The organism is Nocardia abscessus (genome assembly GCF_015477775.1).
Lineage (GTDB): Bacteria > Actinomycetota > Actinomycetes > Mycobacteriales > Mycobacteriaceae > Nocardia > Nocardia abscessus_A.
On record NZ_JADLQO010000016.1, the window covers coordinates 192819 to 206625 of the forward strand.

General features: G+C 67.5%; 10 protein-coding genes and 1 pseudogene. 6 read left to right on the forward strand and 5 right to left on the reverse strand.

The genetic code is table 11. The features are described from left to right. The first annotated feature begins 362 nt into the window (after positions 1-362). Together pcrA and IU450_RS31550 are read left to right on the forward strand one after the other, a co-directional pair. Entirely contained in the window at positions 363-2960 is a 2598-nt protein-coding gene (gene pcrA, locus IU450_RS31545; protein WP_195153378.1) for a DNA helicase PcrA, read from the forward strand. A 78-nt stretch (positions 2961-3038) separates the two neighbouring features. After that, positions 3039-3464 carry a hypothetical protein gene (locus IU450_RS31550; protein ID WP_174187038.1) on the forward strand — a complete coding sequence of 142 codons (426 nt, stop codon included), beginning with the start codon at positions 3039-3041 and terminating at the stop codon, positions 3462-3464. 11 nt (positions 3465-3475) lie between these two features. On the opposite strand, the gene IU450_RS31555 is transcribed toward IU450_RS31550, so the two are convergent. After that, the gene (locus tag IU450_RS31555) at positions 3476-4036 is read right to left on the reverse strand and encodes a TetR/AcrR family transcriptional regulator (RefSeq protein WP_228835389.1); all 561 of its coding nucleotides are present in this window, start codon (positions 4034-4036) and stop codon (positions 3476-3478) included. 148 nt (positions 4037-4184) lie between these two features. Between IU450_RS31555 and IU450_RS31560 the strand changes: the two genes are divergently transcribed. Further along, positions 4185-5408, forward strand: a complete 1224-nt coding sequence (locus IU450_RS31560) for a cytochrome P450 (protein WP_195153379.1) — start codon at positions 4185-4187, stop codon at positions 5406-5408. Between the two features lie 329 nt (positions 5409-5737). On the opposite strand, the gene IU450_RS31565 is transcribed toward IU450_RS31560, so the two are convergent. The 4 genes and pseudogenes from IU450_RS31565 to IU450_RS41425 all read right to left on the reverse strand — a co-directional run. Beyond that, complete coding sequence (locus IU450_RS31565; RefSeq protein ID WP_195153380.1) at positions 5738-6115, reverse strand: hypothetical protein; 378 nt, start codon at positions 6113-6115, stop codon at positions 5738-5740. 10 nt (positions 6116-6125) lie between these two features. After that, positions 6126-6572: a hypothetical protein gene (locus IU450_RS31570; protein ID WP_195153381.1), complete on the reverse strand. Its 447-nt coding sequence runs from the start codon at positions 6570-6572 to the stop codon at positions 6126-6128. A gap of 64 nt (positions 6573-6636) precedes the next feature. Beyond that, positions 6637-8016: a DUF1731 domain-containing protein gene (locus IU450_RS31575; RefSeq protein ID WP_195153382.1), complete on the reverse strand. Its 1380-nt coding sequence runs from the start codon at positions 8014-8016 to the stop codon at positions 6637-6639. 293 nt (positions 8017-8309) lie between these two features. Then, a pseudogene (locus IU450_RS41425) lies at positions 8310-9140 on the reverse strand (M23 family metallopeptidase); the annotation flags it as partial. Between the two features lie 1041 nt (positions 9141-10181). On the opposite strand from IU450_RS41425, the gene sucC reads away from it, so the two are divergent. From sucC to IU450_RS31595, 3 genes are all read left to right on the forward strand, one after another. Continuing rightward, positions 10182-11348 (forward strand): ADP-forming succinate--CoA ligase subunit beta, encoded by a 1167-nt coding sequence (sucC, locus tag IU450_RS31585; RefSeq protein WP_195153384.1) that lies wholly within the window; start codon positions 10182-10184, stop codon positions 11346-11348. Between the two features lie 26 nt (positions 11349-11374). Further along, the gene (sucD, locus tag IU450_RS31590; protein ID WP_040782761.1) at positions 11375-12289 is read left to right on the forward strand and encodes a succinate--CoA ligase subunit alpha; all 915 of its coding nucleotides are present in this window, start codon (positions 11375-11377) and stop codon (positions 12287-12289) included. Between the two features lie 434 nt (positions 12290-12723). Next, a complete protein-coding gene (locus IU450_RS31595; RefSeq protein ID WP_195153385.1) occupies positions 12724-13791 on the forward strand; it encodes a DUF5336 domain-containing protein in 1068 nt (355 codons plus the stop codon). The last annotated feature ends 16 nt before the right edge of the window (positions 13792-13807 follow it).

Sequence of the window (13807 nt, forward strand, 5' to 3'; positions counted from 1 at the left end):
ATCGATCGGCGCGTGCGCGGGGCTCGTTACCGATCAGTTCTTTCACCGTGAAACAGACCTGGTGGGGCCTTGTATTGTCCCCCCAGAAAGGTGTGCTCAGGTACAGGCTCCGCGATCCCGGTGTCCGGCAGGCAGCCGAATCGGATGTCTTGCGAAAGCGCTGAGCATGTCGCCAGTGTGCCACGGGCTGGGGGGTATGCAAAACGGATACGTTTGAAAATCGCGGGACAGACGCAGGTCGTTTCACCCCGGCTTCCCACCAGCGGGAGTTAACGCGGCGTTCAGACATCCGGCGCCGAACCGATACCGATGTCCCCCGGGGCTTCATCTGTGTCGGTGGCCGCCGGTAGCGTGGATGGACGATGGACATCACGGTGGCTCCCCAGACACAGGCTCCCCAGACGCAGGCCGGTCGGATCGCGCACCCGGACCCGACACCGAAACCGCCGTTTCCCGGCGGTGACGCAGCGGAGGGGTCGCGGCCTGCCGCCGTGCCCGAGGCGCCGCCGACGGACGCCGAACGCGAGCGGCAGCGTGTCGAGCGCGAAAAGCGGCGCGCCGAGGAAGCCGAGCGCCTGCTCGACGGCCTGAACCCGCAGCAGCGGGCAGCGGTGGTGCACACCGGATCCCCCCTGCTCATCGTGGCGGGCGCGGGCTCGGGAAAGACCGCCGTGCTCACCCGCCGCATCGCCTATCTGCTGGCCGCCCGTGGCGTCACGCCGGGCCAAGTGCTCGCCATCACGTTCACCAACAAGGCCGCCGCGGAGATGCGGGAGCGGGTGACGGGGCTGGTCGGACCGCGCGCGAACACCATGTGGGTGTCGACGTTCCACTCCAGTTGCGTCCGCATTCTGCGTACCCAGGCGGCGCTGCTGCCCGGCCTGAACTCGAACTTCTCCATCTACGACGCGGACGATTCGCGGCGCCTGCTCACCATGATCAGCCGCGACCTGGACATCGACACCAAGAAGTACACGGCGCGCTTGCTCGCCACCGCGATCTCGAACCTGAAGAACGAGCTCATCGATCCGGCCCGGGCCACCGCGGACGCGGAATCGGACGACACCGAGCTGCCCGCCCTGGTGGCCAGGGTCTACACCGAGTATCAGCGCAGGCTGCGCTCGGCGAACGCGCTGGACTTCGACGACCTGATCGGCGAGACGGTGGCGCTGCTGCAGAACCATCCGCAGGTCGCCGAGTACTACCGCCGCCGGTTCCGGCACGTGCTGGTGGACGAGTACCAGGACACCAACCACGCGCAGTACGTCCTGGTCCGCGAGCTGGTCGGCCACCACGTGGACGAGGCGGCCGAGGATCGGGTCCCGCCGAGCGAACTGTGCGTGGTGGGTGACGCCGACCAGTCCATTTACGCCTTCCGCGGCGCGACGATCCGCAATATCGAGGAGTTCGAGCGCGACTTCCCCGACGCCGAAACCATTCTGCTGGAGCAGAACTACCGCTCCACCCAGCACATCCTCTCCGCCGCCAACGCGGTGATCTCGCGCAACGAGAACCGGCGGGAGAAGAAGCTGTGGACCGATTCCGGTGAGGGCGATCTGATCACCGGCTATGTCGCCGACAACGAGCACGACGAGGCGTCGTTCGTGGCGCGCGAGATCGACCGGCTGGTCGACCAGGGCGAGGCCAACTACGCCGACGTCGCGGTGTTCTACCGCACCAACAACAACTCCCGCGCGCTGGAAGAGATCTTCATCCGGATGGGCCTGCCCTACAAGGTGGTCGGCGGCGTCCGCTTCTACGAGCGCAAAGAGGTGCGCGACATCGTCGCCTACCTGCGGGTGCTGGAGAACCCGGAGGACGCGGTGAGCATGCGCCGCATCCTGAACACCCCCCGCCGCGGCATCGGCGACCGCGCCGAAGCCTGCGTGGCGGTCCATGCCGAACAGCGCGGGATCGGTTTCGCCGCCGCGCTGCGCGACGCCGCCGAAGGCAAGGTGGCGCTGCTGAACACGCGCGCCCAGCGCGCCATCGCGAGCTTCCTCGACCTGCTCGACGACGTCCGCGCCGCGGGCGAACGCGCGGAATCCGATTTCCCCGACGTGGGCAACGTCGTCGAAGCGGTGCTCGAGCGCACCGGTTATCGCGCCGAGCTGGAGGCCTCCGACGACCCGCAGGACGGCGCCCGCCTGGACAACCTCAACGAATTGGTCAGCGTCGCGCGGGAGTTCAGCTCCGAGGCGCACAACAACGCGGAGGCGGCCCGGCAGGAGGGCCTGCTGCCCGAAGTCGGTGAAGGCGAGCCGGATCCCGGTTCGCTCGCCGCGTTCCTGGAGCGCGTCTCGCTGGTGGCCGACACCGACCAGATCCCGGACGAGGGCTCCGGCGTGGTCACGATGATGACGCTGCACACCGCCAAGGGGCTGGAATTCCCGGTGGTGTTCGTCACCGGTTGGGAGGACGGGCAGTTCCCGCACATGCGGGCGCTCGGTGATCCCACCGAACTGGCCGAGGAACGCCGCCTCGCTTACGTCGGCATCACCAGGGCTCGCCGCCGCCTGTACCTGACGCGGGCGGTGGTGCGATCCGGGTGGGGGCAACCGGTGTCCAACCCGGAATCGCGGTTCCTGCAAGAGATCCCCGGCCACCTCATCGATTGGCGGCGGCTCGAGCCGGCCGGATCGCCCGGAACGAGAGGTATCCGGCGGCGTGGCGACGACGACGGCCTGGAGCGGGACTGGACGCGCGGCGACGGGTGGTCGCAGCAGCGGCCCGGCTTGCGTGATCGTGGACCGCGCAGGCCCGCTCCCGGCGGCGCGACCCGCAACAACACGAACTTGGTGCTCGCCGTGGGCGATCGGGTCAGCGACGACAAGTACGGTCTGGGCCGCGTGATCGCCGCCGAGGGCTTCGGCCCACTGGCCACGGTGACCATCGACTTCGGCACCGCGGGCAAGATCCGGTTGATTCCGCAGTACAGCCGGACGTTGGTCAAGCTCTGAGCCTGCGCGGCGGTCGGTCCGCGCGGGAGGGCTTCCGACCCTGCCGCGCGGTCGCTTCGCGCCGGTAACGTCCGCGATATGGACACGGTTGCGCAGCACATCCTGTGGTTTCTGCCCATGCTGTGGCTCGGCATGGTGCTGGCCATCTCGTTCCTGGAAGCGCCACTGAAGTTCCGCGCGCCCGGAGTGACCCTGCCGCTGGGTCTCGGTATCGGCCGTCTCGTGTTCCGGGCGTTGAACACCGTCGAGGCGGTGCTCGCGGTACTGCTGGTGCTCGCCGCACTGATTGCGGCGCCGGGCACGGCGACCTGGCTGTGGCTGGGCGCCGCAGTGGCGCTGCTGGCCGTTCAGATCCTCGCGGTGCGCCCGCCGCTGTCCCGCCGCGCCGATCGGGTGCTGGCGGGCGAGGAGCTACCGCGCTCGCACGCGCACTTCTGGTACATCGGCCTCGAGGTCGCGAAGGTCGTCGCGCTGCTGGGTCTCGCGATCGTGGCGACGCCGTAGGCTCGCTCGTCTCACCGATCCGGCCGCAGCCTCGGCGGGCCGGTCGTGCCGATGCCCGCCGCATGTCGTAGCTGGGCGAGGAACGTCGCCTTGTCGTCGCCCGCGACGAGGTAGTGCGACACCGCCAGGCGCACGATCGTGCCCGCGACGAGCTCCGCGTCGTCGCCGTCGACCATCGGCGCGATGAGCCCGCGCATGATCGGCAGCACCCGCGTGATCTGCGACAGCACGTGATCGGGCTCGACGCCGACCAGGTGGCTCAGCGAGTACGAGTCCTGGAAATCGACGATGAAGCGCAGGACGGCGTCCAGCCGGTCGGGGCCGGTCAGTCCCTCGGTCGCGGCGCGCAGCCCGTCTTCGATGTTGCGCTGCTCGTAACTGCCGAACGCGGCGAGCAGTTCCTCCTTCGAGGAGAACAGCCGATACAGCGTCGGCCGCGACACCTTGGCCTGGGCGGCGACATCCGACAGGCTCAGCTTGCTGTGCCCTCGGCGGCCGAGCACCTCGAAGGTCGCCCGCAGAATCCGCGTGCGGGTAGTGGTGTCCGAGTTCGTGCCGCCGTCGGCATCCAACGTTCGTCCTTTACAACTTTCGTGAAAACTGTAACATCTCCTTGTGAGAATGAGATTCTCATACCAGCCGCTTCCCAGCCGAATCCCAGGCATACCACCGGCGGACTCGGTGCGGTGCGGTCCCTTCCCCGGAACAGTAGAGATACCCATGACAGACACACTTGTCCCGGACGACACGATCGATTTCGACCCTTACTCCGAAAAATTCCTCGCCGACCCGGACGAGACCTTCCGGCGGCTGCGCGACCACGCCCCCGTCTATCACAACCCGGCGTACGGCTTCTGGGCACTGTCGCGATACGAAGACGTCGCACCGGCGATGAAGGACTTCCAGACGTATTCCTCGGCGCGAGGGGTCACGCTGGAGATGGTTCTGGATCCCGATCCGCCGGACCGGACGACGCCGATGATCATCATGATGGACCCGCCCGAGCACACCCGGATGCGCAAGCTGGTGAGCAAGGTGTTCACCCCGCGCGCCATCGCCGGACTCGAGTCGATGATCCGCGACACCGTCCACCGCTTCGCCGAGCAACTCGATCCGACCGATTTCGATGTGGTCGAGGACTTCTCGGCGCTGTTCCCGATCGAGGTCATCACCACGATGCTCGGCGTACCGCCCGAACATCGCCAGCAGCTCCGTCTGTGGCTCGCGGCGCCGATGGAACGCAAGCCCGGACACATCGGCCCGACCGCGGAGGGGCGACTGGCTGTAGAGGCGACCGCGAAGTTCTACTACCAGCTGATTCTGGAACGCCGCGCCGACCCGCGAGACGACATGATCAGCAGTCTCACCCAAGTCGAGGTGGAGCGCGAAGACGGCACTCCCACCCGGCTCACCGACCGCGAAATCCTCGGCTTCGCCTCCCTGTTGGCCGGCGCCGGAGCCGAGACCGTGGCCAAACTCCTGGGCAACGCCGCGGTGATCTTCGCCGACCACCCCGGGCAATGGCAGGACCTGCGCGCCAACCGCTCCAAAATCCCCGGCGCTTTCGAGGAACTGCTGCGTTATCAGGGGCCGGTGCAATACGACCTGCGCTACACCCAGCGCGATGTACATCTGCACGGACAAACCATCCCGGCGCACAGTCCCGTGCTCATGTTGCTCGCCTCCGCGAACCGCGACGAGCGGGCATTCCGCGACGCGGACCGCTTCGACATCGACCGACCGCACTCCGGTCACAACCTCGGTTTCGGCTACGGCATCCACAGCTGCCTCGGCGCCGCCCTCGCGCGCCTGGAAGGCCGCATCGCCCTCGACGCGATGCTCGACTTCATGCCCGAATACGAACTCGATCGCACGGGTCTGCGGAGAGCGAAACAAACCAGCGTCGCGGGCTGGACCAATGTGCCCGTGAGAATAAGGAACTGAACCGTCACCGGCCGGTCAGCCGCAACCTTTCACGCAGTCCGGTCTCATCTCGTGAAGTCTGTAACCGCCCCCATTCGAAGGCGTTGCCCACTGCGACCGAATCGATCGGACAGGCAGGGCGGCCGTGTACATACGTCAATGCGGCTCCCGCGAGGTGTCCGGCTTCATGCGCCCGAATGCGCGTCTGCTGGACCGCCGCCTTTCGCGGCATTGATCGGCGCGCGGCATGCCCTGTGCTGCTGCATGTGTCGATGCGCTTCGGAAACGCTCAGCGGATGCCACGGCGACAGCGGTCCGGCCGATGCCGCCGCCATTGACCGTCTTGGCTGTTATCCAGCAGGATACGAGTCGAGCCACCATACGTCGTGTGTAGTCCAGAGTGAACCGTGCCCAGACACACGCAAGCAGACGTTGTCGTGAAAACTCACCATCAAGCTTCCGTCGTCATCGATGGTTACCTCGTGAACGGTCAGGTCGAGTACTTCGGCCAGGCGTAGCAGCCTGAGTTTTTCGTCGTCCTCTTCCCCTGAGCCCAGGACAGCGGGGTCCGGTATCACGGTAAAACTGCTGTCGATGTAGAGGCGGACTTCCTGCGGAGATGCTCCGTCACGGCTATCGGCGAATGTCACGTACGGCCACGCTTGTCGAATGCCGATTTCAACGACGAAGCGTTCGCGCAGGAGGGCGGGGGCATCGTCGCTGTTCATCAAACACTCCCTAGCGGTTATCCAGCACCATCGCCATGGGAACACGGATTTCGCCGCCGGGGGTGAAACGCAGGACGACCATGTCCTTGTTCCAGTCGATCAGCGGCTCGGTACTCCAGCCGAGTGGGATCGTGATGACGTGACCGCGCGGCACCCCGCCGTCGATCATCGGTCCGAGCCATACCTCGTACGAGTCGATGTCCATGGGGCTGTGTGAGCGCTTCACGGCGGCGGCATACGTGTTGTTCAGCGCCGGATACGTCTGGACCGTGTCTGTTCGATGCATGAACAGTCCCACTGCCGCCACGATGGTCACAAGCGCGCCGAGAAAAAGACCGAGCGCCATCCCCAACGCCGACGGCCAACCGAATGCGGGTCTTCGTGATCCGGCTGGCGCCAGGCGCTGCATCGATTCCACGGGCCGCATCGGTTCCAGGGGCGGCATCGGTTCTGTCATGGCCTCATCATGCCCCGCAGCACAGGCACTTTCGCACCTCGAATCCGTCCACCATAGAGAACGGTCAGTGAGGTAGCAGGTCAGCCAGCGCCTTGTCGAGGGTGGGATAACGGAAAGTGAAGCCGGCCTTCTGCAACACCTCCGAGGTGGCGTGACGACCGGTGAGGCCGAGGGCGGGATCGGAGCGGAGTAGGACCGCACCGAGCGACAGCAGGAACTTCGGTGTCGGCGGTGCCGGTGGCCGGTGCAGGAGCTTGCGCAGGACGCGCATCAGTTCACGGTTGCGAACCGGGGCGTCGGTGGCGGCCACCAGGACTCCGTTCGGCAGCTCGACTGCCGGATCGAGGCCGAGTGCGGCGCGGACGATCGCGAGCCAGTCCTCGATGTGAATCCAGCTGAACCACTGCTCGCCGGATCCGACCCGTCCACCGAGCCCCACTTTGGTGAGCTGGCCGAGACGCTTCAGGGCGGGCGCGTGCGCGTCGAGCACGATCGAGGTGCGCAGAACGGTCCAGCGCGCGGCGCGGGCCGGGTCGAACGCGCGCTCCCACGGTTCGGCTACGCCGGTCATCTGCGGCAGCCCTATGGGCAGCGGAGTGCTTTCGATGCAACGGGTTTCGCCCGCATCGGACCAGATCGCCGTGGTGCTCGCCTGCACCCAGTAGTCGACCGGCGCGTCGAGTGCCGCTGCGGCCGCGACCAGCGCGCGGGTGGAATCCACTCGGCTGTCGCGCAATTCGGCGATGTTCTGCTGGGTGGGGCGGCAATCGACCAGCTTTCCCGCGAGATTGACGATCGCGGTTTTCCCTGGATCGCGCAGTGCCGCAACCCATTCGCCGACCGTCTTGCCGTCCCATTCCACTTGATCGAACGGCAGCTCGGGATCGCGGTGGCGGGTGAGGATGATCGCGCGATGGCCGCGACAGGTCAGGTCGGCGGCGACGTGTCTGCCGAGTCCTCCACTGCCGCCCGGGATGACCACCGTGAGCGCGTCGGGACCGGGCGTCAGACCGGCCACTCGGGCCAGACGGGCAAAGCGCACGCGCACCTCGGACTCCGGGAACGCGGCGAGCGGGCGGGCCACGCCCGCGGAGGCGCCCAGGAACGTCAGGTGCTGACTGAGTTCGGTGCCGCCGTCACGCGGGGTCAGCGTCCAGGACAGTCGCATTCGGCCGAGCGGTTCGGGCTGCTCGATCCGGAATTCTCGCCCGGTCCGCGCGGCGGCGACGAGGAAGGGCAGGGCGGTGCGCGCGTGCAGAACGCGGTAAGTGCGCCCGCTCGGCACGTACGTTCCCGTGCTGCCGACCGTGACCGGACCGCTCAGCCGCACGGCGGTGATATCCGGGTTCCATTCCGGCCACCGCGCCGGGTCGGCGAGCACTTGCCAGATGCGTTCGGCGGGTAATGCGATGAACTGCGTGTACGTCGTTGTACGTCGAGCCATGAGCCGACGCTAATCCGTCGTCCGTCGTCGTGGAAACGTGCGCATCGTCATGTACCGCCGCTGTGACCGCTGAGCGAGAATGCGCTCTGGCCCGGACGGACGAATCACCGTGCGCAACAGCTGGTCGGCGAGGCCGCCTCGATAGTCGCGCAGCCGTGCGCGGCGGGACACCTGGGCTCGATGCCGAACCGGGGTGGGTCACCTGCGTGATCACCGTGCCGAGGCGGTTGGGCGCTTCTGCTGAGGCGGCGCGGGTGTGGAAGCGGTCGGACCCGGTGACGCGGCAGCGTCGTTCAGTCGCGCTGCGGGCCGAGGCTGATGCCGCGGGTCGCCAGCCAGGGGAGCGGGTCTACCTTGTCGACGCCGTTCAGCCAGACCTCGAAGTGGCAGTGCGGACCGGTGGAGAATCCGCGGTTGCCGATCGTGGCGATCTGGTCTCCGGCCATCACGCGCTGGCCCTGCGACACCGTGGCGGTATCGATGTGGCCGTAGATGGTGACGGTGCCGTCGTCGTGCAGCAGGCGGACCCACATGCCGAAACCCGACGCGGGACCGGCCTCGATCACGGTGCCGTCGGCGACGGCGTAGATCGGGGTGCCGATCGGGCCCGCGATGTCGATGCCGAGATGCTGCACACCCCAGCGGGCGCCGAACCCGGAGGTGAAGGTGCCCGCGGCGAAGAACTTGTGGAAGAGCGGGCGCAGCTTCGCGGACTCCTGAGCCGCGAGGTCCTCCGCGTACTTCTGGCCCTTCTGCAGCATGTCGTTGAACTGATCGAGATGGGCCGGGGCCGAGACATTCAGCACCTGAGGCGATTCCGGCGAAGCCGTGGGGTCGGCCACGTTCATCGACTGCGCGGCGATCTCGTGGATCTGCCCCGCGGCTTCGTAGTCGACGGCCTGCGACGGCTGCTCGGGCGAGGCGAACGCGGCCTGCCCGGCGGCGACCACCGCGCCTGCGGCGACGGCCGCGACCGCGGCGCGACCCTTGAGGGCTGCGGGCGGGGCGGGCACGCGGTGCGCGCCGCCACGCTTGTTCGTGGCGCGGCGGGCCGGGATCACGGTCGGTAAGGCGGGAGCGCTGGGCTCGGGATCGACGGCCTCGGGCTCGACGGGCTCGGTGGTGTCGGTCGCCCAGGCTTCTTCGGGTGCCCAGCAACCGGTGTCGGAAACCCACGATGTCTCGTCGGGCGTCCAGGAACCCTCTTCGGCCCATGCGTCGCCGGAGTTCTCGGCCCACGCGTCGCCGGAGTTCTCTGCCCACGCGTCGCCCGCGTTCCAGGCGCCGCCATCGGACCAGGTGCCCTGCTGAGCCCAATCCTGTTGCGCCCACGAGTTGTTCGTGTCCCAAGCTTTGTCGTAGGCCGCGGCGGGGGCGGCGTAAGACTCGTTCTGGTAGGCGGGCTGGGCGTAGCTCGGGTCGACGGGCGCATCGGCCGCGTAGTCGTACCCACCGCTCGCGGGGTGGAAGTCGTAGTGCGCCTGCGGCGGCGCATCGTATCCGGCGTGGTGCTGGTCGAACGACGGATCGGCGTGGCTGCCAACCGGATCGAAGGGCTCGTCGTCGGAGCGGTAACGATGTCCCGAGCGGACCCGATCATCGGAAGCGAAGGTGGAACTGTGGTTCATCGGCGGTGCCACATCGTGAAGCGGATGGAACTCGAATGCCGCCTGACCAGCGGCGTCGATCGGTCGAATGCGGAGCGGCTCTCCTGCTGCGGAGTGCTGTGCTGCGTCAAGCTTGCCGTCCTCCTAGTCGTGACCGTGTTGTGACATCGACCGCAATGACGGTAACGAAACGATGTCGTGCCCACAAGCGCTGCGACGGGTCCGTAACAAACATGTGAGATTGATCACGCTTAGCCCCCGGAATATCTCACTGCTGTATGGGCACTCCGGAGAGGTCGTTCAACGACGAATTGTAGTAGTTCGCGGCGCGCTCCCGGCTTCGCCCGCTCTACCTGGCGCGGTGCCGGCAACCTACTCGCCAGTAGCGGTGGCCAGCGGTTTTACCGCTCCCGGCAGCGCCGGGTGACCTGCGCCACTTAGGATGAACGTGGCCGATTGGCCCTCCATGTGACTGGTTAGAGTCCGACCCGACCCGCTTCCGACGTCGGGCCGCCAACAAAGACGTTGTCATCACAACGCAGACGAGACGGTGAGTACATGGATCTCTTCGAATATCAGGCGAAGGAGCTCTTCGTTAAGCACGGAGTGCCTTCGTCCGAGGGCCGCGTCACGGACACGGCCGAGGACGCCCGCGCCATCGCGGCGGAAATCGGCAAGCCGGTGATGATCAAGGCCCAGGTGAAGGCCGGTGGCCGCGGTAAGGCCGGTGGCGTGAAGTACGCCGCCACCCCGGACGACGCGCTCACGCACGCGCAGAACATCATCGGCCTGGACATCAAGGGTCACATCACCAAGAAGATCCTGGTCGCCGAGGCGAAGGACATCGCGGAGGAGTACTACATCTCCTTCCTGCTGGATCGGGCCAACCGGACCTACCTGGCGATGTGCTCGGTCGAGGGCGGCATGGAGATCGAAGAGGTCGCCGCCACCAAGCCGGAGCGGCTGGCGAAGGTTCCGGTCGACGCGGTCAAGGGTGTCGACCTGGCGTTCGCGCGCTCGATCGCCGAGCAGGGCCATCTGCCCGCCGACGTGCTGGACGCCGCGGCTGTGACCATCCAGAAGCTGTGGGAGGTGTTCGTCGCCGAGGACGCCACCCTGGTGGAGGTCAACCCGCTGGTGCGCACCCCGCAGGACGAGATCCTCGCGCTCGACGGCAAGGTCACACTCGACGAGAACGCCGGATTCCGCCACCCGGAGCACGAGGCGTTCGCGGACCGGGACGCGACCGACCCGCTCGAGCTCAAGGCCAAGGAGAACGACCTCAACTACGTCAAGCTCGACGGTGAGGTCGGCATCATCGGCAACGGCGCCGGTCTGGTCATGTCGACCCTGGACGTGGTCGCCTACGCGGGCGAGGGCCACGGCGGCGTGAAGCCGGCCAACTTCCTCGACATCGGCGGTGGCGCCTCGGCCGAGGTGATGGCCGCCGGTCTCGACGTCATCCTGAACGACGAGCAGGTCAAGAGCGTGTTCGTCAACGTGTTCGGCGGTATCACCGCCTGTGACGCGGTCGCCAACGGCATCGTGAAGGCGCTGGAGATCCTGGGTGACAACGCGAACAAGCCGCTGGTGGTCCGGCTCGACGGCAACCGGGTGGACGAGGGCCGCAAGATTCTCGTCGATGCCGCGCACCCGTTGGTGACGCTGGCGCAGACAATGGACGAAGGCGCCGACAAGGCCGCCGAACTGGCAGCCGCCCGATAACGACGGCCGAGTAAGGACGAAAAGAAATGTCTATCTTCCTGAACAAGGACTCCAAGGTCATCGTCCAGGGCATCACCGGCGGCGAGGGCACCAAGCACACCGCGCTGATGCTGAAGGCGGGCACCCAGATCGTCGGCGGTGTGAACGCGCGTAAGGCGGGCACCACCGTCGCGCACACCGACAAGGACGGCAACGCGGTCGAGCTGCCGGTGTTCGGCACCGTCGCGGAGGCCATCAAGGAGACCGGCGCCGACGTGTCCATCGCGTTCGTGCCGCCGAAGTTCGCCAAGGACGCCATCATCGAGGCCATCGACGCGGAGATCCCGCTGCTCGTGGTCATCACCGAGGGCATCCCGGTGCAGGACACCGCGTACGCGTGGGCCTACAACGTGGAGAAGGGCGCCAAGACCCGGATCATCGGCCCGAACTGCCCCGGCATCATCACCCCCGGCGAGTCGCTGGTCGGCATCACCCCGGCCAACATCACCGGCAAGGGCCCGATCGGCCTGGTCTCCAAGTCCGGCACGCTGACCTACCAGATGATGTACGAGCTGCGTGACTTCGGCTTCTCGACCTCCATCGGCATCGGCGGCGACCCGGTCATCGGCACCACCCACATCGACGCCATCGAGGCGTTCGAGAAGGACCCGGAGACCAAGCTGATCGTGATGATCGGCGAGATCGGCGGCGACGCCGAGGAGCGCGCCGCGGCCTACATCAAGGCCAACGTCACCAAGCCGGTCGTCGGCTACGTGGCGGGTTTCACCGCCCCCGAGGGCAAGACGATGGGCCACGCGGGCGCCATCGTGTCCGGCTCGTCGGGCACCGCCCAGGCGAAGAAGGACGCGCTGGAGGCCGCGGGCGTGAAGGTCGGCAAGACTCCGTCCGAGACCGCCGCGCTGGCTCGCGAGATCCTGGAGAAGGCCAGCATCAGCGCCTGATCTCCACCGCGCACGAAGGCCGCCTCCGAATTCGGGAGGCGGCCTTCGTCATGTGTGGCGGTGGGCTCCGGCTCGGGCAGTAGCGGAGCGTCCGGACCAGCCACGTGCGGAATCGAAGGTGTGCGGGGTTTCGTCGTCCCCTTATCTGTCCACACGAGACAGCCGGACGGATGGTTCATCGACTCGTCACCGGGAATTCCCCGCTGTTGAGAACCCGCGTGGTGTGAAAAGCGCCATCGCGGGCAACAGTTCAATGAGCGGTAGGTGGTCTCGCTGACGGCTCGGCGCCGGACACGCCCCGCGACCTGCCGGGATATGGGCGAACTCGCTCGTCCCGGCCGTCGCGGCGGGGTGACCTGGGCGTGGGAGTGCAGTAGCGTCAGAAGTAATCCAGCCGTGAAGACCATGTACGACTCGATTTAGGAGACGACGACATGTCCTACCCGACCGGGGGCTCCGGGTACAACACACCCTCGCCCTCAGCGCCATCCAGCCAGAGCCCGGCGACCGGTGGTGCCAGTGCAGGTTCGAGCGCTACCGGTTCCGATGCCAAAGGTCTGCCGTTCTTCCTGGTGGTCGGCGTAGCGGCGCTCGGCGTGATCAACTTCCTGCTCGGCTTCCTGCCGTTCCTCGGCACCAAGCCGATCGATTTCGGCGGCCGCACGGTCGGCACCCCGGAGTCGTCCAACCTCTTCCAGGTGGCCTCCGGCTCGCCGCTGTTGGGCTTGCTGCTGCTCGGCGGTCTGCTCGCCGGGCTGTCGCTGCTGCCGAAGCAGAACTGGACCGGTGCGGCCGCCGCGGCGTCGACCGCGGGTTTCCTCGCGCTGCTGTTCCAGTCGTTCAACTTCGGTGAGGGCAGCGAGCTGAAGGCGGGTGCGTTCATCCTGCTCGCGCTGGCCTTCGTGCAGGCCGCGGTGGCGATCGCCGCGACGCTGTTCGAGACGGGCATCCTCAAGGCGCCCGCGCCGCGCCCGGCCACCGCGCCGAGCGGCTTCGGCCAGGCAGGCTTCGGCCAGCAGCAGCCGTCGTACGGACAGCAGTCCTACGGACAGGGCCAGCCGGGGCAGCCCGGCTACGGCGCGAGCCCGTACGGGCAGTCCGGCTACGGCGCTCAGTCCGCTCCGCCGCAGTTCCCGTCCCAGGCGCAGCAGCAGTCGCCCTACGGGCAGAGCCAGCCGGGTTACGGCCAGAGCCAGCAGGGCCAGTCGTACGGGCAGCAGCAGTCGCCCTACGGGCAGAGCCAGCCGACGACCGCCTACGGCGCGGCCCAGCAGCCGGGTTCGCCGTACGGCGCGCAGCCGCGCCCGGACGAGAGCGTGACCCAGCACTTCGGCGGGCAGCAGCAGCAAGCGGGCCAGCAGGCGCCCTACGGTTCGCCGGGCTACGGGCAGCAGCAGGCCCAGCCGAGTCAGCAGAACAAGCCGTTCGGCGGCGAGCAGAGTGGCGATCCCTCGTCGGACGCCACCCAGGCATTCCGTCCCTCGGACGACAACAACAAGTAAGAACTCAGCGGCATCC

Coding starts and splice junctions, on each gene's coding strand:
- pcrA (WP_195153378.1), top strand. CDS start 363: ATGGACATCACGGTGGCTCCCCAGACACAGGCTCCCCAGACGCAGGCC.
- IU450_RS31550 (WP_174187038.1), top strand. CDS start 3,039: ATGGACACGGTTGCGCAGCACATCCTGTGGTTTCTGCCCATGCTGTGG.
- IU450_RS31560 (WP_195153379.1), top strand. CDS start 4,185: ATGACAGACACACTTGTCCCGGACGACACGATCGATTTCGACCCTTAC.
- IU450_RS31565 (WP_195153380.1), bottom strand. CDS start 6,115: ATGAACAGCGACGATGCCCCCGCCCTCCTGCGCGAACGCTTCGTCGTT.
- IU450_RS31570 (WP_195153381.1), bottom strand. CDS start 6,572: ATGACAGAACCGATGCCGCCCCTGGAACCGATGCGGCCCGTGGAATCG.
- IU450_RS31575 (WP_195153382.1), bottom strand. CDS start 8,016: ATGGCTCGACGTACAACGACGTACACGCAGTTCATCGCATTACCCGCC.
- sucC (WP_195153384.1), top strand. CDS start 10,182: ATGGATCTCTTCGAATATCAGGCGAAGGAGCTCTTCGTTAAGCACGGA.
- sucD (WP_040782761.1), top strand. CDS start 11,375: ATGTCTATCTTCCTGAACAAGGACTCCAAGGTCATCGTCCAGGGCATC.
- IU450_RS31595 (WP_195153385.1), top strand. CDS start 12,724: ATGTCCTACCCGACCGGGGGCTCCGGGTACAACACACCCTCGCCCTCA.